This is a genomic window from Streptococcus mitis (assembly GCF_023109235.1).
GTDB classification, from domain to species: Bacteria; Bacillota; Bacilli; order Lactobacillales; family Streptococcaceae; genus Streptococcus; species Streptococcus mitis_DA.
The window spans coordinates 98,869-120,597 of the sequence record NZ_JALDUC010000006.1; the positions used below are offsets into that span (position 1 = coordinate 98,869).

At 39.1% G+C, this 21,729-nt stretch carries 19 protein-coding genes and 4 pseudogenes; 14 read left to right on the plus strand and 9 right to left on the minus strand.

What is annotated here, in order from left to right; translation table 11 throughout:
• Positions 1–42 precede the first annotated feature (42 nt).
• On the plus strand, positions 43–1,770 hold the full coding sequence (gene ezrA, locus M1F55_RS05120; RefSeq protein ID WP_247947417.1) for a septation ring formation regulator EzrA: 1,728 nt from the start codon (positions 43–45) through the stop codon (positions 1,768–1,770).
• A 59-nt stretch (positions 1,771–1,829) separates the two neighbouring features.
• On the opposite strand, the pseudogene M1F55_RS05125 reads toward ezrA, so the two are convergent.
• The 5 genes and pseudogenes from M1F55_RS05125 to M1F55_RS05145 form a co-directional block, all read right to left on the minus strand.
• Positions 1,830–2,462 (minus strand): annotated as a pseudogene (locus tag M1F55_RS05125) (GNAT family N-acetyltransferase).
• Between the two features lie 134 nt (positions 2,463–2,596).
• Entirely contained in the window at positions 2,597–2,896 is a 300-nt protein-coding gene (locus M1F55_RS05130; RefSeq protein ID WP_247947418.1) for a DUF1827 family protein, read from the minus strand.
• 58 nt (positions 2,897–2,954) lie between these two features.
• Entirely contained in the window at positions 2,955–3,407 is a 453-nt protein-coding gene (locus M1F55_RS05135) for an NUDIX hydrolase (RefSeq protein ID WP_049509580.1), read from the minus strand.
• A 129-nt stretch (positions 3,408–3,536) separates the two neighbouring features.
• Positions 3,537–5,795, minus strand: a complete 2,259-nt coding sequence (locus M1F55_RS05140; RefSeq protein ID WP_247947419.1) for an ATP-dependent Clp protease ATP-binding subunit — start codon at positions 5,793–5,795, stop codon at positions 3,537–3,539.
• 230 nt (positions 5,796–6,025) lie between these two features.
• Positions 6,026–6,256: a DUF1797 family protein gene (locus M1F55_RS05145; RefSeq protein WP_000443570.1), complete on the minus strand. Its 231-nt coding sequence runs from the start codon at positions 6,254–6,256 to the stop codon at positions 6,026–6,028.
• A 190-nt stretch (positions 6,257–6,446) separates the two neighbouring features.
• On the opposite strand from M1F55_RS05145, the gene M1F55_RS05150 reads away from it, so the two are divergent.
• The 5 genes and pseudogenes from M1F55_RS05150 to M1F55_RS05170 all read left to right on the plus strand — a co-directional run bounded on the left by M1F55_RS05150 (position 6,447) and on the right by M1F55_RS05170 (position 10,709).
• Positions 6,447–7,130: an amino acid ABC transporter permease gene (locus M1F55_RS05150; protein ID WP_033686685.1), complete on the plus strand. Its 684-nt coding sequence runs from the start codon at positions 6,447–6,449 to the stop codon at positions 7,128–7,130.
• Positions 7,130–7,864 carry an amino acid ABC transporter ATP-binding protein gene (locus M1F55_RS05155; RefSeq protein WP_000140957.1) on the plus strand — a complete coding sequence of 245 codons (735 nt, stop codon included), beginning with the start codon at positions 7,130–7,132 and terminating at the stop codon, positions 7,862–7,864. Before M1F55_RS05150 ends, M1F55_RS05155 begins: the two co-directional genes overlap by 1 nt.
• A gap of 177 nt (positions 7,865–8,041) precedes the next feature.
• Complete coding sequence (locus tag M1F55_RS05160; RefSeq protein ID WP_185761577.1) at positions 8,042–8,899, plus strand: bifunctional methylenetetrahydrofolate dehydrogenase/methenyltetrahydrofolate cyclohydrolase; 858 nt, start codon at positions 8,042–8,044, stop codon at positions 8,897–8,899.
• 137 nt (positions 8,900–9,036) lie between these two features.
• Positions 9,037–9,858: a phosphate ABC transporter ATPase gene (locus M1F55_RS05165; RefSeq protein WP_247947420.1), complete on the plus strand. Its 822-nt coding sequence runs from the start codon at positions 9,037–9,039 to the stop codon at positions 9,856–9,858.
• Between the two features lie 13 nt (positions 9,859–9,871).
• Positions 9,872–10,709 (plus strand): annotated as a pseudogene (locus tag M1F55_RS05170) (NAD(P)H-hydrate dehydratase).
• A 24-nt stretch (positions 10,710–10,733) separates the two neighbouring features.
• Here the strand turns inward: M1F55_RS05170 and M1F55_RS05175 are convergent.
• Positions 10,734–10,919: a hypothetical protein gene (locus M1F55_RS05175; RefSeq protein WP_001068557.1), complete on the minus strand. Its 186-nt coding sequence runs from the start codon at positions 10,917–10,919 to the stop codon at positions 10,734–10,736.
• 231 nt (positions 10,920–11,150) lie between these two features.
• Between M1F55_RS05175 and rpiA the strand changes: the two genes are divergently transcribed.
• The 6 genes from rpiA (at position 11,151) to deoD (ending at position 18,430) form a co-directional block, all read left to right on the plus strand.
• Positions 11,151–11,834 (plus strand): ribose-5-phosphate isomerase RpiA, encoded by a 684-nt coding sequence (gene rpiA, locus M1F55_RS05180; protein ID WP_247947421.1) that lies wholly within the window; start codon positions 11,151–11,153, stop codon positions 11,832–11,834.
• A 32-nt stretch (positions 11,835–11,866) separates the two neighbouring features.
• Positions 11,867–13,078 (plus strand): phosphopentomutase, encoded by a 1,212-nt coding sequence (locus M1F55_RS05185; protein ID WP_078238311.1) that lies wholly within the window; start codon positions 11,867–11,869, stop codon positions 13,076–13,078.
• 1 nt (position 13,079) lies between these two features.
• On the plus strand, positions 13,080–13,640 hold the full coding sequence (locus tag M1F55_RS05190; protein WP_247947422.1) for a DUF1697 domain-containing protein: 561 nt from the start codon (positions 13,080–13,082) through the stop codon (positions 13,638–13,640).
• Complete coding sequence (locus M1F55_RS05195) at positions 13,637–14,446, plus strand: purine-nucleoside phosphorylase (RefSeq protein ID WP_247947423.1); 810 nt, start codon at positions 13,637–13,639, stop codon at positions 14,444–14,446. Before M1F55_RS05190 ends, M1F55_RS05195 begins: the two co-directional genes overlap by 4 nt.
• Positions 14,447–14,686: 240 nt before the next feature.
• Positions 14,687–17,419 carry a galactose-binding domain-containing protein gene (locus M1F55_RS05200; protein WP_345772937.1) on the plus strand — a complete coding sequence of 911 codons (2,733 nt, stop codon included), beginning with the start codon at positions 14,687–14,689 and terminating at the stop codon, positions 17,417–17,419.
• Positions 17,420–17,719: 300 nt separating this feature from the next.
• Positions 17,720–18,430, plus strand: a complete 711-nt coding sequence (gene deoD / locus M1F55_RS05210; RefSeq protein ID WP_247947428.1) for a purine-nucleoside phosphorylase — start codon at positions 17,720–17,722, stop codon at positions 18,428–18,430.
• A gap of 84 nt (positions 18,431–18,514) precedes the next feature.
• Here deoD and M1F55_RS05215 read toward each other — a convergent pair whose 3' ends face one another.
• The 3 genes from M1F55_RS05215 to coaA form a co-directional block, all read right to left on the minus strand.
• Positions 18,515–19,033 carry a DNA topology modulation protein gene (locus M1F55_RS05215; RefSeq protein ID WP_247947424.1) on the minus strand — a complete coding sequence of 173 codons (519 nt, stop codon included), beginning with the start codon at positions 19,031–19,033 and terminating at the stop codon, positions 18,515–18,517.
• A 52-nt stretch (positions 19,034–19,085) separates the two neighbouring features.
• Positions 19,086–19,322: a 30S ribosomal protein S20 gene (rpsT, locus tag M1F55_RS05220; protein WP_001274000.1), complete on the minus strand. Its 237-nt coding sequence runs from the start codon at positions 19,320–19,322 to the stop codon at positions 19,086–19,088.
• Positions 19,323–19,389: 67 nt separating this feature from the next.
• Positions 19,390–20,310, minus strand: a complete 921-nt coding sequence (gene coaA, locus M1F55_RS05225) for a type I pantothenate kinase (RefSeq protein ID WP_247947425.1) — start codon at positions 20,308–20,310, stop codon at positions 19,390–19,392.
• 222 nt (positions 20,311–20,532) lie between these two features.
• Between coaA and M1F55_RS05230 the strand changes: the two are divergent.
• Both M1F55_RS05230 and M1F55_RS05235 read left to right on the plus strand, forming a co-directional pair.
• Positions 20,533–20,718 (plus strand): annotated as a pseudogene (locus M1F55_RS05230) (hypothetical protein); the annotation flags it as partial.
• Between the two features lie 56 nt (positions 20,719–20,774).
• Positions 20,775–21,729, plus strand: a pseudogene (locus tag M1F55_RS05235) (IS3 family transposase); the annotation flags it as partial.

The following is a 21,729-nucleotide window of genomic DNA, read 5'->3' on the forward strand; positions in this document are numbered from 1 at the left end:
ATATAATCATTACGATTGTTTCAAGTAAAAAAGGAGTTTAATATGTCTGGTAGACTAGTATTTTATCTTGCAATTGCAGTTGCAGTTTTCTTAGTGATTGCCTATGCTATCGCAATCTACGTAAGAAAACGCAATGAAAGTAAATTAGCAATTTTAGAAGAGAAAAAAGAAGAGCTGTACAATCTTCCAGTAAACGATGAAGTTGAAGCTGTAAAAAATATGCACTTGATTGGACAAAGTCAAGTGACTTTCCGTGAGTGGAACCAAAAATGGGTTGACCTATCTCTTAACTCTTTTGCCGATATCGAAAATAATCTTTTTGAGGCAGAAGGCTATAACAACTCATTCCGTTTTTTCAAGGCCAGTCATCAAATTGACCAAATCGAGAGCCAAATTACCTTGATTGAAGAAGATATTGCGGCAATTCGCAATGCCTTGGCAGATTTGGAGAAACAAGAGTCTAAAAATAGTGGACGTGTTCTTCATACCTTGGACTTGTTTGAAGAGTTGCAACACCGAGTTGCTGATCATTCTGAAGAATATGGCCAAGGTTTATCTGAAATTGAAAAACAATTGGAAAATATCCAATCAGAGTTTTCTCAGTTTGTAACTTTAAATTCGTCAGGTGACCCAGTAGAAGCTGCTGTGATTTTGGATAATGCTGAAAATCATATCTTGGCTTTGACACATATTGTTGATCGTATACCAGCAATTGTAGCAACATTATCTAAAGACCTACCTGATCAACTGGAAGATTTAGAAGATGGCTACCGTAAGCTTTTAGATGCTAACTATCATTTTGCTGAAACGGATATTGAATCTCGCTTCCAATTGCTTTATGAAGCTTTGAAGAAAAATCACGAAAATATTGCACAATTAGAGTTGGATAATGCTGAGTATGAAAATACTCAAGTTCAAGAAGAAATCAATGCACTCTATGATATCTTTACACGAGAAATTGCAGCTCAAAAGGTAGTAGAAGGCTTAGTTGCAACCCTTCCTACATATTTGAAACACATGAAAGATAGTAATGCTGTTTTAGTGGAAGATATTCAACGATTGAGTAACAATTACCTACTATCTGAAACAGATGTTAGTCATGTTCATAGATTACAAGCTGAGTTAGAATCTTTAGAAGAATCTGTATTGGAACTAACTTCTGAACAAGAGGAACATTCTGAACCTTATTCATTCCTTGAAGATCGTTTGGAAAACTTACAAGCGACTTTGAAGGAAATTGAAGATGAACAAGTTGCGGTTAGTCAACGTCTTGCTCAGATTGAAAAAGATGATATCAATGCTCGCCAGAAGGCAAATGTTTATGTTAATCGTCTTCACACAATTAAGAGATATATGGAAAAACGCAATCTTCCAGGTATTCCTCAGAATTTCTTACAGTCGTTCTTTACAGCAAGTAACCATACTGAAGAGTTGATGGCTGAACTAGAAGAAGCTCGGGTCAATATCGAAGCTGTGAACCGGATGCTTGAAATTGCAACAAATGATATGGAAGCACTTGAAGAAGAAACATATAATATTGTTCAATATGCAACGTTGACAGAACAATTACTACAGTATTCGAACCGTTACCGCTCATTTGATGAACGAATTCAAGAAGCTTTTAATGAATCATTAGAAATTTTTGAAAAAGAATTTGACTATCATGCTTCATTTGATAAAATTTCGCAAGCTTTGGAAGTTGCAGAACCAGGTGTAACCAACCGTTTTGTCACTTCATACGAAAAAACACGTGAGACGATTCGTTTCTAACATAATAAAAAAGATTTGGTTCTGTGATAAGCAGCACCAAATCTTATTTATTTATTTATTTATTTATTTATTGTTTTTAAAAATGCCCAGTTACCAATTGATTTTGATCCGTATTCTAAGTCCATATGGTCCAGTAATACATAATCGTTTTTCTCGTAGAATGAGGCATTTCTAGCTGTGCTGGTAATGAAACCTAAGTGTTTACAGCCTTTTGATTTGACATAAGGTTCAATCCCTTGTGTCAGAAAAGTACTACCTATTCCCCGTCCCTTACTTTCTATATTGACAGCTAAAGCCATCAAATATCAATCAAACTCTCCAGATTTTTCTAAATGCTTTTTGGAACGTTTTACAAAGTCAAAGTATTTAAGGAGATTTTGCAGTCGAATGTAGCGAAAAATGTTTGTCCCACCATTTCGTAGATAGGATAGTATACAGAAATCCTTTTGTTGCAAAAGGGCAACTGCAAGTAATTCTCCATCTTGTTCCGCAACTAAACAGTTTCCTTTTTTAATATAGACTCTAGTAAGCAGAATTTGCAATGTTTCTACAAAAGCAGGATAGGAGTCAGGTTTCTTCAAATCGTCTTTTAAAATTGTTAAAAAGGGATAGTCAAGAAAGGAATTGGCTAATAATTTTCCAATTTTTTCGCTTTCTTCAATTCTTGCCTCTCTATATATGATGTCTCCCATGTTTGTCTCCTTAATTATCTACAAAATCTTGTATGATAAGATTTGAAGATAAAAAATTGGAGATGATTTAAAAAGCTAAATAAACCTAATTTTGTTCCATAAGGTTCAAAGCACTTTCTAATCTCTCCAAGATTTTATTTGGTTGGAATCGAAATTCCAATTAATTTTTCTGAATAGAGGGTTTTGATATTGGCCTCATCAATAGAGTCCTTATCAATTTTACGTTTCAAGAAAAATTCTTGAATAGCTTCGATTTCAGGTTCTCGAATAGCGCGGTGTTTGTTTGAGATGAGGATTTCATAGTGAAGCGGAGCTTGGGTAAAAATAACATCTGTATTCCCTGCAGAATAGACCTCAACAAGGATTGCATCTGTACTTTCTAGCTGGCTTTTTACAAGTTGCGAGTGTGAGTTTGTCGTATTGATAAGCTTCATAACATTTCCTCCGATTTTCTAATTCTATTATAGCACTTTTTGAATAAAGTGGCTGGATTTAGTCAATCTTATGCTGTTTTTTCCAAGATTCAATAGCCCATTTATGGCTACCACGTTTGAGATTTTCAATAGCCTCGTCAATAGGGAACCAGGCAATATGATTAAAGTCTTCTAGTGGCTTTTGCACTTCTTTGAAAGAAGTCGCTTCATAGAGATAGGCAGGATTGTAGTAGTAGGTGTCACGATGACGAGAGTAGAAATATTCGTCAGCTTGTCCGTAATAGGTACCAATTTCAGCTGTGAAGCCGAGCTCTTCAATCAATTCACGCTTTAGGGCTTCTTGATGATTTTCACCTGCTTCAATTTCACCACCTGGTAGGAACCAGGCGCCATTGGGTGCTTGAACAAGAACAATTTGTTTTTGTTCAGCATCAGGGATAACTGCATACACTCCATAGCGTGCAACATAGTCTGTATTCGCTTTTTTTTCTCCGAAAGTTGGGTTTGCCATTGCATTTTCCTCATTATCTAGTATCGTTATTATTATCATAATGGACAAAGGGCAAGCTGTCAAGAAATTACAGTTATTTTAATAAAAAGGAGCAGAAAATTTTCATTTTCTACTCCTTTTCTATAGGATTTATACTTCTTTTTCAGAAGTCTTTACTTCAGCTTTTTTGGCAGATTTGATTTGAATGTTGCCCTTGCTGGTCATAACTGCCTTTAGGTCTTTTTCACTTGGATTTTCAAGGTAGTAGTCAGTGATTGCGTCCTCTATATAGTCTTGAATGGTACGGCGGAGTGGGCGTGCTCCCATTTTTGGATCATAACCAAGGTCAACCAATTTTTCCTTGACCTTGTCGGTTACATCCAAATGAATGTTGTTGCTAGAAAGACGTTTGTTAACATCTGCAAGCATAAGCTCGACAATCTGAAGGAGGTTATCTTTGCTGAGAGCCTTAAATTCGATAATACCATCAAAACGGTTCATAAACTCTGGGCTAAAGAAGTTACCGAGTTCACCGAGAACAGAGTTGGTACGTCCTTCTCTGGCAGCCCCAAATCCAACGCTGGCTTCGGCCTTACCTGTACCTGCATTTGAAGTCATGATGATGATGGCATCCTTGAAGCTAACGGTACGTCCTTGCCCATCTGTCAAACGACCATCGTCCAAGACCTGAAGGAACATATGCATAACATCTGGATGGGCTTTCTCTACTTCATCCAAGAGAATAAGAGAATACGGATTGCGGCGAACTTTTTCAGTTAATTGCCCAGCCTCATCGTAGCCAACATAACCTGGAGGGGCACCGACCAACTTAGCTACGCTGTGTTTTTCCATGTATTCGCTCATGTCAAAGCGAATCATGCTATCAGCAGAACCAAAGAGTTCGATAGCTAATTGTTTGGAAAGTTCTGTCTTACCGACCCCAGTTGGTCCGACAAAGAGGAAGCTTCCGATTGGGCGGTTAGGGGTACCGAGACCGACACGATTCCGGCGAATAGCCTTGGCAATCTTATCGACAGCATCATCTTGTCCAATAACATGAGACTTGAGATCTTCGGCTAGATGGATGAGTTGAGATTGTTCTTTCTCTTTCAAATCGCCAACAGGGATATTGGTTTTCTGCTCGATAATGTGCTCAATGGTTTTCTCACTGATGATAGGAGTATCTTGGTCTGTGACCTTTTTCTTTTGCATTTCCTTATACTTGGCAATCTGGTCGCGGAAATAAGCCGCCTTCTCAAAATCTTCCTCTCGTGTAGCTTGAGATTTAAGATTTTCAGCCTCAATCAAGCGTTGATCAATTACTTTAGGATCCACAAAATTCAAGGTCAAGTTCATCTTAGAACCAGCTTCATCTAGGAGGTCGATGGCCTTGTCAGGCAAGAAGCGATCTTGGATGTAGCGATTGGAAAGAGTTGCAGCTGCTTCAATTGCAGCATCGGTATACTGAACGTGGTGGTAGTCTTCGTATTTCTTTTGAATCCCTTTGAGGATAGTGATTGTTTCTTCCACGGTTGGTTCATCGACTTTGACAGGCTGCATACGACGCTCTAGGGCAGCATCTTTTTCAATGATACGATATTCATTGAGGGTAGTGGCACCGACCAGTTGCAGTTCACCACGAGCAAGGGCTGGCTTGAGGATATTTCCTGCATCCATATTGCCATCGCCAGCAGAACCCGCACCGACTATTTCATGGATTTCATCGATAAAGAGAATGATGTCCTCACGTTTGCGAATTTCTTCCATGAGTTTTTGCATGCGTTCTTCAAATTGTCCACGGATGCCCGTTCCTTGAACTAGGCTAACCACATCCAGACGGATGACTTGTTTGCCTTGTAGTTTATGGGGAACATCGCCATCAACGATTTTCTGAGCTAGACCTTCGACAACGGCAGTTTTTCCGACACCTGGTTCACCGATAAGAACAGGATTATTCTTAGTTCTGCGATTGAGAATTTCGATGACACGGATAATCTCATCGTCGCGCCCAATAACGGGGTCAATATCTCCACGACGGGCAATTTCAGTTACGTTGATACCAAATTCTTCCAGTAGACCTTTTTCTTGGCTTGGTGGAGGAGTTTGAGCAGGTCCACGATTTTGGGAACCATAACCGCCGTTTCCACCGTAACCTCCACCTGATTGGGTTGGAGGAGTCGGAGGAGTATTGCTAGAAGGTCTAAAATTGTTTAGGTCATTGAAGAAGTCACCAAAGGGATCAAAGTCACGATTGTTCAGATCCGTAATACCTTTAAAGAGGCTATTGTTAGGATCTGTCTTGATAATCTTATAGCAGTTTTGACAGAGGTCAATTTGTTTTTGCTTTCCATTGAGATTGGTATAAAGATGAATTGTTGAGTCATTGATTTTACAGTTTTGACAAAGCATACATCTACCTCATTTCTTTCTTTAGCTTGGCCTGTCCAAAGGTCAATAATAGTCAAATTTCTATACTCTCATTATAACAGGATTGGGGTGTAAAGCAAGTAAAAAGATTGCAGCTTTGAGAAGTTGCTACAATGAAAATTTTTGAGATTTTAGGGAATAAAAAAATCCTATTTGTGAGACAAAAAGGATTTTGGTTAGACATGCAGGGTGTAATCCCAGCTTGTTTTGTATTAGTAAAGGAGTTCGTAAATCTCCATTGCAATCAAGTCAATGCTGTCAAAAGTATAAGTTTCGCGAGCTTCGACATCACGAAGGGTAAAGATTGAGCCGTTTTCTTCGTCGTGGCTGTATGCAACTTCTGCAACAACAACTCCTTCGCGTTCAAAATTACGTTTTAAATTTCCGCCGTCTTTTGCCATTGCTTCAAGGCGGTTGATGATTCTAACCAAATGTGATTCCATTTTGATTCTCCTTCATTTCTTATCGTTACTATTTTACCATAAAGGAGGCCAACTTGACTAGAAAAAACTAAGATTTCTCGCTAATTCTACCAGCTTAAAGATTTTTTGAATAAATCAGATAAAAAGTTTGAATTTTAATTCAATACATGTTATAATCATACAGTATTCTATTTTAGAAAGCAGTGTGACTATGAATTTTTCTTTCTTACCTAAGTATTTACCTTATTTTAACTATGGGGCTGTCGTGACGGTTCTCATTTCTATCTGTGTTGTCTTTTTGGGAACTATTTTGGGTGTTGTCTTGGCTTTTGGGCAACGTTCAAAGTTTAAACCGTTTGTTTGGCTCGCCAACTTGTACGTTTGGATTTTCCGTGGGACACCGATGATGGTTCAGATTATGATTGCCTTTGCCCTTATGCACATCAATGCTCCGACTATTCAGGTTGGAATTTTAGGTGTTGACCTTTCCCGTCTGATTCCAGGGATTTTGATTATCTCTATGAACAGTGGTGCTTATGTTTCTGAGACTGTTCGTGCTGGGATTAATGCGGTTCCTAAGGGGCAGTTAGAAGCGGCTTATTCTTTAGGGATTCGTCCTAAAAATGCGATGCGCTATGTGATTTTGCCACAAGCAATCAAAAATATCTTACCAGCATTGGGGAACGAATTTATCACTATTATCAAGGATAGTTCCCTCTTATCAGCTATTGGTGTTATGGAGTTGTGGAACGGAGCTACAACAGTTTCTACAACAACCTATCTACCTTTAACACCACTTTTATTTGCAGCCTTTTACTACTTGATTATGACCTCTATTTTGACAGTAGCTTTGAAAGCATTTGAAAAACGTATGGGACAAGGAGATAAGAAATAATGACAGAAACCTTGATAAAAATTGAAAATTTACATAAATCCTTTGGAAAGAATGAAGTATTGAAGGGCATCAACCTCGAGATTAAAAGAGGAGAAGTTGTCGTTATCATCGGTCCTTCAGGGAGCGGGAAATCTACCTTGCTTCGCTCTATGAATTTGTTGGAAGAAGCGACCAAGGGGAAGGTTATCTTTGAGGGAGTCGATATTACGGACAAGAAGAATGACCTCTTTGCCATGCGTGAAAAGATGGGCATGGTTTTCCAACAATTTAATCTCTTTCCTAATATGACTGTGATGGAAAATATCACCTTGTCTCCTATCAAGACCAAAGGTGAAAGTAAGGAAGTTGCTGAGAAGAGAGCTCAGGAACTTTTGGAAAAAGTTGGTTTACCAGATAAGGCAACTGCTTATCCACAGAGTTTGTCGGGTGGGCAGCAACAACGGATTGCCATCGCGCGTGGGTTGGCCATGGAACCTGATGTTTTGCTCTTTGACGAGCCGACTTCAGCTCTGGACCCTGAGATGGTTGGAGAAGTTCTAGCTGTTATGCAAGACCTTGCCAAGTCAGGAATGACTATGGTTATCGTAACACATGAGATGGGATTTGCCCGTGAGGTGGCAGATCGTGTCATCTTTATGGCAGACGGTGTGGTTGTTGAAGACGGAACACCTGAACAGATTTTTGAACAAACCCAAGAACAACGGACTAAGGACTTCTTGAGTAAGGTTTTATAAGTTAGCTTTGTTTAGCTATTTGTAGCCAACTTTACATATAAAATATAGATTAATGAAAAGCTCGACTCGAGCTTTTTCTTATAGTTTGAAACTATAAGATAGCCTAGGAAAGAAGTGTTAGAGGGGACCAACAGTTTTTGGTATAATGGAAGATATTTGAAAGAAAAGAGAAGTGATATGACACAGATTATTGATGGGAAGGCTCTAGCAGCTAAGTTACAAGGACAGCTGGCTGAAAAGACTGAAAGATTAAAGGAAGAAACGGGGCTATTACCTGGTTTGGTAGTGATTTTGGTTGGGGACAATCCTGCCAGCCAAGTCTACGTTCGTAACAAGGAGAGGTCAGCCCTTGCGGCTGGTTTCCGTAGTGAAGTTGTGCGAGTTCCAGATACCATTACTCAAGAGGAATTGTTAGACTTGATTGCCAAATACAATCAAGATCCAGCTTGGCATGGAATTTTGGTCCAGTTACCATTACCAAAACATATTGACGAAGAGGCAGTTTTATTAGCTATTGATCCTGAAAAGGACGTAGATGGTTTCCATCCCCTAAACATGGGACGTCTCTGGTCTGGTCATCCAGTCATGATTCCTTCTACACCTGCAGGAATTATGGAAATGTTTCATGAATATGGGATTGACTTGGAAGGTAAAAATGCGGTCGTCATCGGTCGTTCCAATATTGTTGGAAAACCTATGGCCCAGCTTCTTTTGGCCAAAAATGCAACAGTGACTTTGACCCACTCACGCACCCATAATCTCGCTAAGGTTGCTGCAAAAGCGGATATTCTCGTAGTAGCAATCGGTCGTGCCAAGTTTGTGACTGCTGACTTTGTCAAACCAGGTGCGGTAGTCATTGACGTTGGGATGAACCGCGATGAAAATGGTAAGCTCTGTGGGGATGTGGATTATGAGGCAGTTGCCCCACTTGCTAGCCATATTACGCCAGTTCCTGGAGGTGTCGGTCCTATGACCATTACTATGCTGATGGAGCAAACCTATCAGGCAGCACTCCGGACATTGGATAGAAAATAAGAGAAAAATTTTCTGAGGAAAGTGTATTATCTATAGCTATATCTAAAATGGAAGAAATAAATATTAAATTTTAGAAATAAGTTTATAAAAGGAGGTATGCACCTCCTTTTTGTTGTATAATAAAGTGAGGTGATTAGATGATTTTAAAAATTTATAATGGGGAATATAGTTTACAATGGGATGGAATATACTACTTAGCACTGATTGATTATCCAAATATTCAAGAATGGGAATTAGAAAAAATTGCTAAATTTATAGCTTACGAAAAGCTTCATAAACGTCAAACAAATATTGAGTGTGCTGATTCTTGTTTAAAAAAAGAGGTTTTAGATTACATCTTTCAGCATTCCTTTCTGCCACCATTTACCCCTACAGATAAAATAGTAGCCTCGACTTATGATCTATATAAGAGCTTAGTGACTTCAGACTACTGTAGTCATACTACGACTATAGATGCAGCAATTTCTATATTTAAAACAGGCCAGCTCTTGTCTGCTGTGAAAGCCTTTGGGCGAGATGCTGAGGAGTTGGTTTTGGATAGTCGAAATGCTGCATCGGATCCGATAGATTATTTTGACTATGTCATGTTAGGGTGGTCAAATACAAGTTCTGGTTATCGATTAGCGATGGAACGTTTATTAGGTCGAGCTTCTTCAGAGAAAGAATTACAAGACAAGTTTATTCCTGGAGTGAGTTTTCATTTTATCTATACAGATTTGATTAAACTTACCGGTTATATTTTTGATGGCTACCATGTTGCAAAAATTAAGGACATGTTGAATTTATTTAGTGAGTTATATATTTGCATTATTCCAACTCATAATAAGAGCCAATTTGAAAATATTATTCCAAGTCAATTACTGGATAGGGTGTATTATCTTGACCATGATGGAGAAGGTTTGGAAGAGTGGACTAAAAAAGTGTATCGGATTGTCTTAAAACAATCAGGTAAAGGATAGTCGAGGAAAAAAGATGAAAGTGATTGATCAAGCTCTACTAGAAAAAGTCATTATTGAACGTTCTCGTACAAGTCATAAAGGAAATTACGGTCGTCTGCTATTGCTTGGTGGTACCTATCCTTATGGTGGTGCCATCATCATGGCTGCTTTAGCAACTGTAAAAAGCGGTGCAGGATTGGTGACCATCGGAACGGACAGGGAAATATTTCAGCTCTGCACAGCCATTTACCTGAGGCCATGGCCTTTTCTCTTCAAGACCAGCAACTGTTAAAAGAGCAGTTGGAGAAGGCAGAAGTGGTCTTAGTGGGACCTGGTTTACGAGACGATGCTTTTGGAGAAAACCTAGTAAAACAGGTCTTTGCTAGCTTAAAAAAGAATCAGATTTTGATTGTAGAACCATCCTTGCTAGGACAAGTTTGTCATTTCCGTCTAACCAGCTTATCCTAACTCCCCACCAAAAAGAATGGGAAAAATTATCTGGAATTACGATTGAAAATCAAAGCGAAGATGCAACAGCTAGTGCCCTGACTTCCTTCCCTCAAGGAACAATTTTGGTGGAGAAAGGTCCAGCTACTCGTATTTGGCAAGTTAGCCAATCTGATTATTACCAGTTACAGGTTGGCGGTCCCTATCAGGCGACTGGGGGAATGGGAGATACTCTGGCTGGGATAATCGCAGGATTTGCAGGCCAATTTCGACAGGCCAGTCTCTACGAACGTGTGGCAGTAGCAACCCATCTTCATTCAGCCATAGCCCAAGAACTAGCTCAAGAACATTATGTGGTCTTGCCGACGGAAATCAGCAGTTATCTGCCTAAAATAATGAAAAAAATATCTCAAAAAGGCACCTGATTGTTTCAGGCGCCTTTATATCTTTTAGAAAAATCCTTTAATCTTTCCAACGAGGCCATCTAGACCTTCAGAACCAGAAATCAACTGCTGAGCTTGAGAGAAGTATTCTCCAAGTTGGTCTTGATTTTCTGCAACAAATGTTTTTGCAGCTTCGAAATCTTTTGTTTCGATTAATTCTTTTACTTGGTTAAACAAATCTAATGGGTTCATCTTATTTCTCCTTTTCTGTACTTAACTATTTAATCATCTTTATGATAAAAAATCAACTGTTGCTGCTTTTGGCTAGGACATGTTTTTATCTACAAGTTCTCATAACTAAGATTCTAACTACCAAAACAAGGTGGACATAAAAATAAAAATGTTCGGGTTTTTCTAGTGTATCCATGAAATAAAAACGGATACATGTTATAATAGAAGTAGCTCTTTAATGGAGGTGTTTGAGTGGAAAATCTGAAGAAAATGGCAGGCATCAAGGCTGCTGAGTTTGTCAAGGATGGCATGGTAGTCGGACTTGGAACGGGGTCTACTGCCTATTATTTCGTAGAAGAAATCGGTCGTCGGATCAAGGAAGAAGGGTTACAGATTACAGCTGTAACGACTTCTAGTGTGACTAGTAAACAGGCTGAAGGGCTTAATATCCCACTCAAGTCTATTGACCAAGTAGACTTTGTCGATGTGACAGTCGACGGGGCGGACGAAGTGGATAGTCAGTTTAATGGAATCAAAGGTGGTGGTGGTGCCCTTCTGATGGAGAAGGTTGTCGCAACGCCCTCAAAAGAATATATTTGGGTGGTGGATGAAAGCAAGCTGGTAGACAAACTAGGTGCTTTTAAATTGCCTGTGGAAGTGGTTCGGTATGGCGCAGAACAGGTTTTCCGTCGTTTTGAGCGAGCTGGCTACAAACCAAGTTTCCGTGAAAAAGACGGTCAACGTTTTGTGACAGATATGCAGAATTTTATCATTGACCTTGCCTTAGATGTCATTGAAAATCCAATTGCCTTTGGGCAAGAATTGGACCATGTCGTTGGTGTTGTAGAACACGGCTTATTTAACCAAATGGTAGATAAGGTCATCGTTGCTGGACAAGATGGAGTTCAGATTTTAACTTCAACAAAATCAAAATAATCAACATAATCAACATAATAAGGAGACACATTATGTCAAAATTTAATCGTATTCACTTGGTGGTATTAGATTCTGTAGGAATCGGTGCTGCACCAGATGCTAATAACTTTGTCAATGCAGGAGTTCCAGATGGAGCTTCTGACACACTGGGACACATTTCTAAAACAGTTGGTTTGAATGTCCCAAACATGGCTAAAATTGGTCTTGGAAATATTCCTCGAGAAACTCCTCTTAAGACTGTTCCAGCTGAAAGCAATCCAACAGGATATGCAACAAAATTGGAAGAAGTATCTCTTGGTAAGGATACCATGACTGGACACTGGGAAATCATGGGCCTTAACATTACAGAACCTTTCGATACTTTCTGGAATGGATTCCCAGAAGAAATCTTGACAAAAATTGAAGAATTCTCAGGACGCAAGGTCATTCGTGAAGCTAACAAACCTTACTCAGGTACAGCCGTTATCGATGACTTTGGACCACGCCAGATGGAAACTGGGGAGTTGATTATCTATACTTCAGCTGACCCTGTTTTGCAAATTGCTGCCCACGAAGACATCATTCCTCTGGATGAATTGTATCGTATCTGTGAATACGCTCGTTCGATTACCCTTGAGCGCCCAGCCCTTCTAGGTCGCATCATTGCTCGTCCATATGTTGGTGAGCCAGGTAACTTTACTCGTACAGCAAACCGTCGTGACTTGGCCGTATCTCCATTTGCACCAACTGTTTTGGATAAACTCAATGAAGCAGGTATCGATACTTATGCTGTTGGTAAAATCAATGATATCTTTAACGGTGCGGGTATCAACCATGATATGGGTCACAACAAGTCAAACAGCCACGGAATTGATACACTATTGAAGACCATGGGTCTTGCTGAGTTTGAAAAAGGATTCTCATTCACAAACTTGGTGGACTTTGATGCCCTTTACGGCCACCGCCGCAATGCTCACGGTTACCGTGATTGCTTGCATGAGTTTGATGAGCGCTTGCCTGAAATTATCGCAGCCATGAGAGAGAACGACCTTCTCTTGATTACTGCGGACCATGGAAATGACCCAACGTATGCAGGAACAGACCACACTCGTGAATATATTCCATTATTGGCCTACAGCCCTGCCTTTAAAGGAAATGGTGTCATTCCTATCGGACATTTTGCAGATATCTCAGCGACAGTTGCGGATAACTTTGGTGTTGAAACTGCCATGATTGGGGAAAGTTTCTTAGATAAATTGGTATAAGATGACGCGATATGCTTTACTTGTTCGGGGCATTAATGTCGGTGGGAAAAATAAAGTTGTCATGGCGGAGCTTCGGCAAGAACTGACAGAGTTGGGACTGGAAAAAGTTGAAACCTACATCAACAGTGGCAATATTTTCTTTACTTCGACAGCTCCCAAAGCCCAATTGGTTGAAAAGTTAGAGGCTTTCTTTGCAGTCCATTATCCATTTATTCAGAGCTTTTCTTTACTGAGTCAAGAGGATTATGAAGATGAACTTGAAAATCTGCCTGAATGGTGGACCAAAGATCTGGCTCGAAAAGATGTCCTCTTTTATACAGAAGGCTTGGATGCGGATCAAGTCATCGAGAAAGTGGACAGTTTGGAACTGGTAGATGAAGTGGTTCATTTTGGAAGACATGGGATTTTCTGGGGGAAATTTTCTGAAGAATCCTACTATGCAACTGCCTATCACAAGCACCTACTCAAGATGCCTTTCTATCGCTATATTACCATTCGCAATGCCAAAACCTTTGACAAAATCGGTCAAATGCTAAAAACTAATAAAGGAGACACACAATGACATTTTTAGATAAAATCAATGAAACAGCTGCTTTCCTGAAAGACAAGGGAATCGCAGCCCCTGAGTTCGGTCTAATCCTTGGATCAGGACTTGGAGAATTGGCAGAAGAAATCGAAAATCCAGTTGTAGTAGATTATGCTGATATTCCAAACTGGGGGCGTTCAACAGTAGTCGGTCACGCTGGTAAATTGGTATATGGTGAACTGGCAGGTCGCAAGGTCTTGGCTCTTCAAGGTCGTTTCCATTTCTACGAAGGCAATCCTCTGGAAGTCGTGACTTTCCCAGTACGTGTCATGAAAGTTCTCGGATGTGAAGGTGTTATTGTAACCAATGCAGCTGGTGGTATTGGTTATGGCCCTGGTACTTTGATGGCTATCTCAGACCATATCAATATGACAGGGCAAAACCCATTGATGGGTGAAAACTTGGATGACTTTGGTCCACGTTTCCCAGATATGTCTAAAGCCTACACTCCAGAATATCGTGCTACTGCCCATGAAGTGGCTAAGAAACTTGGTATCAAGCTTGATGAAGGTGTCTATATCGGTGTTACTGGTCCGACTTATGAAACACCAGCAGAAATTCGTGCCTATAAGACACTGGGAGCTGATGCAGTCGGTATGTCTACTGTTCCTGAAGTTATTGTAGCAACCCACTCAGGTTTGAAAGTTCTAGGAATTTCATGTATTACTAACTTTGCAGCTGGATTCCAAGAAGAACTCAACCACGAAGAAGTTGTAGAAGTGACTGAACGTGTTAAAGGTGATTTCAAAGGTTTGCTTAAAGCAATTCTTGCTGAATTGTAAAAAAGTGGCGGTGAGATCAGACTAGAAATGAAGGTTTTAGTTCTCAACACCTTTAGTAGAGAAGATTAGGTTTGTTGTGATTAAAATATGAACAAAAATCCAATCAACTACTATATTTTTAGCAAAAATCTATCACATGCTTATTTATCGATTAGGGAAAATTACTTGTAAAAACAAACTAGCATACAGGATTAGTAATCTGATTGGTAAATAGGGGAAAATAAAAGAAAGTTAAAAAGAATGAAAATCGGTCAGCGAATAATGCGTTTTGGCATAAAAAAATTAAGTATCGGAGTTATATCTGTTGCAGTTGGCTTTGCTTTTTTAGTACCGACAGGAATTTCTGCCAATGAAGGAAGTCCAGTTGTGAAAAATGAGACTCATGCAGTAGTAAATGCAACGGATGGTCCGACAAAACTAGAAAATGCTGATAAAAAACAGGGAACACCTCTTATAGAGGAAAGTGTGTCAGTTATCCAACCAACTCCAGAAACAAAAGAAGTCCTTAAAAATCAGAAGGAAGAAGAAAAGCTGGAGTCCCATAAAACAGAGCCGACTCTAGTTCCTGAAGAAGTGAATAAAGAGGAAAATTTAAAGAATGAGTCTACAACTTCTCGTCCTGTGACAGCAGAAGATCTTTTGAAAATCTCAAAAGGAGAACTGCACTCAGAAAATGATTTTCTTGACAATTCTCTTTATGGTGAAAAAGTCCTTGATTTAGAAGGTGATGACGATCAGGATGGTATCAAAAATAAGGATGAGCTTTATGTTTATCGTAAAGATGGTAAGGACTATCTAGGATATAACAGTCATCCATTACTAGCAGACAGTGATGGGGATGGACTAGCAGATGGAGAAGATGATAATAAGAAACAATGGTATGTTACAGATCGAGACGCTCTTCTCTTTATGGAATTATCCTATCGTGATGATGACTATATCGAAAAAATTCTAGATCATAAAAATCCATTTCCGAGTCTTTACTTGAATCGTCAAGAATATAAGATGATGCACAATGAGTTAGCCCCGTTTTGGAAGATGAAAAAAGCTTACCATACAACTAGCGGTTTGGATGCTTATCTATTCGAAACTAAGAGTGATCTTCCTTATTTAAAAGACAATACTATTCAAATGTTGGCTATACGTGGAACAAGACTGAATGATGCAAAAGATTTGAGAACGGACTTGACCTTGCTAGGAGGAAATAAACCTGCACAAGCGGATGATATTCGTAAAGTTGTAAAAGAATTGGCGCAGGATTCCACTATAACCAATTTCTATATGACAGGTCATTCGCTAGGAGGTTACTTAGCTCAAATAGCAGCAGTTGAAGCTTATCAGAAATATCCTACTTTTTATAATAATGTTTTGAAAAAAGTGACAACATTTAATGCACCTAAGGTCATTACTTCAAGGACAATCTGGAATGCCAAAAATGGTTTCTGGGATGTAGGACTAGAAAGTCGGAAGCTTGCTGTAAATGGGAAAATTAAACATTATGTAGTGGATAACGATAATGTGGTTACATCTGTGCTACAAAATGATAGTGATGTTGTGACATCTACAGGAAGTGCCAATGTTAAACACCGTTCGCGTGGCTATTTTGAAAGCCGTATGAATGATATTCCAAACTTTAATATTGGAAAACGAACAACATTGGACAAGCAGGGTTACCGTGATCCAAAACTGGAAAAAATTTCTTTCTTTAAGAAACAACAAGTCCCTCTGTCATCTAATCAACCAAGCGCTGAACCTCTTGAAAATATAGCTCTAGGGAAACGGGTTACCCAAAGTTCGACAGCTTTTGGAGGTGACGCTAGAAGGGCTGTAGATGGAAAAGTTGATGGGAATTATGCTCATCATTCTGTAACGCATACAGAGTTTCAATCTAAGCCTTGGTGGCAAGTCGATTTAGACAGGGAAGAAACGATTCGTCAAATCAACATCTATAATCGAACAGATACTGCTCAGGATAGACTTACGAATTTTAATGTGATTCTTTTAGATAGTTCTGGGAAAGAGATTGAGAGAAAGCGCATTGCATCTCTGAAAGATATCTCTGCACAAATTGCAATTGACTATAAAAAAGCTCGTTTTGTCCGTATTGAGTTAGAGGGCTACAATGCTCTCAGTCTCGCAGAAGTTCAAGTCTTGCGTGCTGAGAATATCGCATGGAAAAAGCAAGCACGCCAAAGCTCAACCGAGTTTGGAGGAGATGCTAGTCGTGCTCTAGATGGGAATACTAATAGTAGCTACAGCCAGCAATCAATTACTCATACAAAATTTGAAAATCAACCTTGGTGGGAAGTTGATTTAGGTCGTACAGAACAGGTAGGACTTGTCCGTCTTTATAATCGTGGAGATGGCGAACCTTCCAAACGCTTGGCAGACTTTGATGTGATCTTATATGATGAAAAAGGGAAAGAAGTTACTAGAAAGTATGTTTCTCGTTTAGAGGGAAGCAGTTTAGATCTCCAGTTGAATGGTAAATTAGGTCGCCGTGTTCGCATTCAACTACGTCAAAAAAATCAAGCTCTCAGTCTTGCTGAAGTAGAAGTGTTTCGATTTATGGCTAAGAATGCTGTAACACCACCAACTTCTAAGCCAATACAAGTGTTAAATTACACTCCTGTAAAAGATAAAACCCTAACTATTCAGCATAGTGGAGCTTACATTGCACGCTATTCTATAACTTGGGAAGAAGTTATAGTAGATAAAAATGGTCATTCAGTTGTTCGAAGTCATTCTTGGGAAGGAAATGGACGTAACCAGATTGCAGGTTTTGTACTCAACCTTCCAATTAAAGAAAATATGAGAAATCTTCGAATTAAGATCGAAAAGAGAACAGGTCTTATCTGGAATAGATGGCAAACAATCTATGACAACAGACCTCTTCTCGCCCAACCACATCGAAAAATCACTCATTGGGGCACGACATTGAATTCCAAGGTGAGTGACGATGATGTCTTGTAATCTGATGCTACAATGACAGTTAGTTTGTCTAGTTTATAAGAAAGTACTACCTGAGCTTGAATAGGACTCAGGTAGCTCTCTGTGAAAGAACAAAATTAAACAGAAAGGTAGAGCGTGTGTTTTGATTTGAACACGAGCGGAAAACTTTTCATAACAATAAAAGAAAGGATGGGTAAACCGTATTTGCTGAACTGAATACGGACGGAGAACTGTGTAAAAAAGATAAACTTCCTAGCATCATCGATGCTACGTCAGTTTCCTATTTTTACTTTGTTCTCTGTAGCCCTTTATATCTTAATTATGTCTATCCATATTGCTGCTCAGCAGGGTGAAATTGCTGATAAAATTCTTCTTCCTGGGGATCCTCTTCGTGCTAAGTTTATTGCAGAAAATTTCCTTGAAGAAGCTGTTTGTTTTAACGAAGTGCGTAACATGTTTGGTTACACTGGTACTTACAAGGGTCACCGTGTATCTGTCATGGGAACTGGGATGGGGATGCCATCTATTTCGATTTATGCGCGTGAGTTGATTGTTGACTACGGTGTGAAAAAATTGATCCGTGTGGGAACTGCAGGTTCTTTGAATGAGGATGTTCACGTTCGTGAATTAGTTTTGGCGCAGGCAGCGGCAACCAACTCAAACATCATCCGTAACGACTGGCCACAGTACGATTTCCCACAAATCGCTAGCTTTGATTTGTTAGATAAGGCCTACCATATCGCCAAAGAACTCGGTATGACCACCCACGTTGGGAACGTTTTGTCTTCTGATGTCTTTTATTCAAACTACTTTGAAAAGAACATCGAGCTTGGTAAATGGGGAGTCAAGGCTGTGGAAATGGAAGCAGCAGCACTTTACTATCTGGCAGCCCAACACCATGTTGACGCGCTAGCTATTATGACAATCTCTGATAGCTTGGTTAATCCAGACGAAGACACAACTGCAGAAGAACGTCAAAATACCTTCACTGATATGATGAAGGTTGGATTAGAAACCTTGATTGCTGAATAAAAGAGAACACAAAAGGAAGATTTTCTGAATGAAAATCTTCCTTTTTTAGTCATTCACTACATACTGTCCTTAATGAATGTTACTCTATAGTCTATTTTTAAGAGATTGCAAGAAATAATCAATCTCTGCTTGAGAATGGAGAATATGCATCTTTTCTGGGTAAGTATTGCTTAAGTGTTGGTATCTTTCCTTAGCATTTTTTGTTCGTCCATCCCAGAGAATCCAACGAATAAATTCCCAGTTGAATTGCTCGGGGCATCCCTTAGCCATACTTTCTCTCACTTTTCCTCTGTATTTTAAATAGCGCTTAAAGGCTCGAAAGAGACAGGTCAATGGCGAAAAATTAAGAAAGATGATTTGGTCAGCATCCTGCATTCTTTCTTCGTAATAGCACCAAGAATAATTACCATCGATGACCCAAGCTTCATGATTGGTGAGAAAATTTTTCATCTCGGTCAACATCCATTCGCGGTCGCTGTCTTGCCAACCAGGTTGAAATTGAAGTGTGTCCATGTGAAGTTTTGGGATGGAGTAGTAGTGAGACAACTTTTCAGCTAGAGTTGACTTACCAGCACCAGAATATCCGATAATTGCGATTTTCATTTTCTACCTTTTCCTATTTGAGGACAAAAAAACAGCCTCTATGGACTGTTTCTTATTTAGCAAGTTTAGCTGAAAGACGAGCTTTGTCGCGGCTTGCTTTGTTTTTGTGAATCAAACCTTTAGTTTCTGCTTTATCGATAGCTGAGCTAGCAGCACGGAAAAGTTCTTCAGATGGGTTTGCTTCGAAAGCTTTGATAGCAGTACGCATAGCTGATTTTTGAGCTGAGTTCTTTTCGTTTTGTTTAACGTTCAATTCAGCGCGTTTGATAGCTGATTTAATGTTTGCCAATGTTCTTACCTCCATATTTACTAACTATACCATTATATCTGAAAACTTACGTTTTGACAAGGGAAAATTATTTTTTTAAGTAAATTTCATCGATTTCATGGTTCTTTGTTTTATGAAGAATCACTTCTGCACGATTTCTAGTTGGTTCAATATAATTTTGTAGATTTGTGAGATTGATACTGGTCCAGACCTGATGGGCAAAGGATTCCACTTCCCCAATCGGCATTTGTGTAAAACGATAATAGTAGCTATTAGGGTCGTTTTGGGCTAGGCTCAGCATCTTCAAGAAACGGTCTAGATACCAACTCTCGATGTCATCGACGGCAGCATCAACATAGATGGAAAAGTCAAAGAAGTCAGTAATGTAGAGACGCTCGTTTTGTGGATTTTGAAAGACATTTATTCCCTCAACAATGACAAAATCAGCAGCTTTGACGCTTTGCTTTTCCTCAGGTACGATGTCGTAGACTTCATGAGAATAGACAGGAATATCTACATCTTGTCCATTTTTGATGTGATCCAGGAAGTTGAGAAGAGCTTCCATATCATAGCTTTCAGGAAATCCCTTACGATTTAAAATCCCTTGTTCAATCAAGGTCTGGTTAGGATAGAGAAATCCGTCAGTTGTTACCAACTCAACTGTAGCATCTGTAAGCGTACGGGACAGTAGGATTTGAAGTAGGCGACTGGTTGTGGATTTTCCAACGGCAACACTCCCAGAAACCCCAATGATAAAAGGCTGGGCTTTGCTTTCACGTTGAAGGAAAATTCCTTTTGAAAATGCCAAATCATCCTTGGTACGCTTGTAAATCTGGATGAGATGGGCTAGGGGAAGATAGACATCGGTCACATCCTGCAGACTAATCTGGTCATTAAAACTCTTGATGGATTCTAATTCCTCTTCTGTCAAAGGAGGTGTTGTTTTTCGATGTAAGGATTGCCAAGTCTGGCGGCTGATTTTTTCAAAATGTAAAAATTCGTTGGTCATTTGTTTTCCCCTAGATATTTTGTTTATCATACCATAAAAAGCTAAAAAAATAAAGCGGTTTCTTGATGATAGTAATCAAATATCGTATAATAGAGATAGATAGAGACTGAACAATTTAATGATGAAGTAGGAGATAGATTCTACTGATTTATGAGCTAATAAAAGGAGGATTTTTAGTTCACAACATATAGGAGGTGTACTATGAAAATCTGAAAACATTACATATTGGAACTCTGTTTTATTTTAAGTTTTGCACTACCTTTTTTAAAAGGAGCGAATGCGGATAATGGTAGACGTTTTGTGGAAACCTATTACGGTTTTACTTTTTTGATGGAACATGCCATTGTAACAGCTGTCTTTATCTGTTCGCTCTTGATTGCTTTCTTCCTAAAAAAACGGTGGACGAAATGAACTGCACCCCAAAAGTTAGACAGAAAAAATCTAACTTTTGGGGTGTTTTTATCATGAAGTTAACTTATGATGATAAAGTTCAGATCTATGAACTTAGAAAACAAGGATATAGCTTGGAGAAGCTTTCAAATAAATTTAGGATAAACAATTCTAATATTAGGTACATGATTAAATTGATTGATCGTTACGGAATAGAGTTCGTCAAAAAAGGAAAAAATCGTTACTATTCTCCTGATTTAAAGCAAGAAATGATTCATAAAGTCTTACATGAAGGCTGGACTAAAGATAGAGTTTCTCTTGAATACGGCCTCCCAAGTCGTACGATACTTCTTAATTGGCTAGCACAATACAAGAAAAACGGGTATACTATTGTTGAGAAAACAAGAGGGAGAGTACCTAAAATGGGACGTAAGCCAAAAACGAGACCTGAAGAGAGGACAGAATTAGAGCGTCTTCAAGCAGAAAATGAGTACCTGAGAGCGGAGAATGCCATCCTAAAAAAGTTAAGAGAACTCCGATTGAAGGAGGAAAAAGAGAAAGAAGAAAGACAGAAATTGTTCAAGAATTAATGACTGATTTTTCGTTAGATATTCTTCTAAAAGCCATGAAACTAGCTCGTTCGACCTACTACTATCACTTGAAACAGCTAGACAAACCAGATAAGGACCAAGAGCTTAAAGCTGAAATTCAATCCATTTTTATCGAACACAAGGGAAATTATGGTTATCGTCGGATTCATTTAGAACTAAGAAATCGTGGTTATCTGGTAAATCATAAAAGAGTTCAACGCTTGATGAAAGTACTCAATTTACAAGCTAAAATGCGACAGAAACGAAAATATTCTTCTCATAAAGGAGACGTTGGTAAGAAGGCAGATAATCTCATTCAACGTCAATTTGAAGGCTCTAAAACAATGGAAAAGTGCTATACGGATGTGACAGAATTTGCCATTCCAGCAAGCACTCAAAAGCTTTACTTATCGCCAGTTTTAGATGGTTTTAACAGCGA

Bases quoted from the DNA above. Each gene is read 5' to 3' on its own strand.
- ezrA (WP_247947417.1), top strand. From the start codon at position 43: ATGTCTGGTAGACTAGTATTTTATCTTGCAATTGCAGTTGCAGTTTTC.
- M1F55_RS05130 (WP_247947418.1), bottom strand. From the start codon at position 2,896: ATGAAGCTTATCAATACGACAAACTCACACTCGCAACTTGTAAAAAGC.
- M1F55_RS05135 (WP_049509580.1), bottom strand. From the start codon at position 3,407: ATGGCAAACCCAACTTTCGGAGAAAAAAAAGCGAATACAGACTATGTT.
- M1F55_RS05140 (WP_247947419.1), bottom strand. From the start codon at position 5,795: ATGCTTTGTCAAAACTGTAAAATCAATGACTCAACAATTCATCTTTAT.
- M1F55_RS05145 (WP_000443570.1), bottom strand. From the start codon at position 6,256: ATGGAATCACATTTGGTTAGAATCATCAACCGCCTTGAAGCAATGGCA.
- M1F55_RS05150 (WP_033686685.1), top strand. From the start codon at position 6,447: ATGAATTTTTCTTTCTTACCTAAGTATTTACCTTATTTTAACTATGGG.
- M1F55_RS05155 (WP_000140957.1), top strand. From the start codon at position 7,130: ATGACAGAAACCTTGATAAAAATTGAAAATTTACATAAATCCTTTGGA.
- M1F55_RS05160 (WP_185761577.1), top strand. From the start codon at position 8,042: ATGACACAGATTATTGATGGGAAGGCTCTAGCAGCTAAGTTACAAGGA.
- M1F55_RS05165 (WP_247947420.1), top strand. From the start codon at position 9,037: ATGATTTTAAAAATTTATAATGGGGAATATAGTTTACAATGGGATGGA.
- M1F55_RS05175 (WP_001068557.1), bottom strand. From the start codon at position 10,919: ATGAACCCATTAGATTTGTTTAACCAAGTAAAAGAATTAATCGAAACA.
- M1F55_RS05185 (WP_078238311.1), top strand. From the start codon at position 11,867: ATGTCAAAATTTAATCGTATTCACTTGGTGGTATTAGATTCTGTAGGA.
- M1F55_RS05190 (WP_247947422.1), top strand. From the start codon at position 13,080: ATGACGCGATATGCTTTACTTGTTCGGGGCATTAATGTCGGTGGGAAA.
- M1F55_RS05195 (WP_247947423.1), top strand. From the start codon at position 13,637: ATGACATTTTTAGATAAAATCAATGAAACAGCTGCTTTCCTGAAAGAC.
- M1F55_RS05200 (WP_345772937.1), top strand. From the start codon at position 14,687: ATGAAAATCGGTCAGCGAATAATGCGTTTTGGCATAAAAAAATTAAGT.
- deoD (WP_247947428.1), top strand. From the start codon at position 17,720: ATGTCTATCCATATTGCTGCTCAGCAGGGTGAAATTGCTGATAAAATT.
- M1F55_RS05215 (WP_247947424.1), bottom strand. From the start codon at position 19,033: ATGAAAATCGCAATTATCGGATATTCTGGTGCTGGTAAGTCAACTCTA.
- coaA (WP_247947425.1), bottom strand. From the start codon at position 20,310: ATGACCAACGAATTTTTACATTTTGAAAAAATCAGCCGCCAGACTTGG.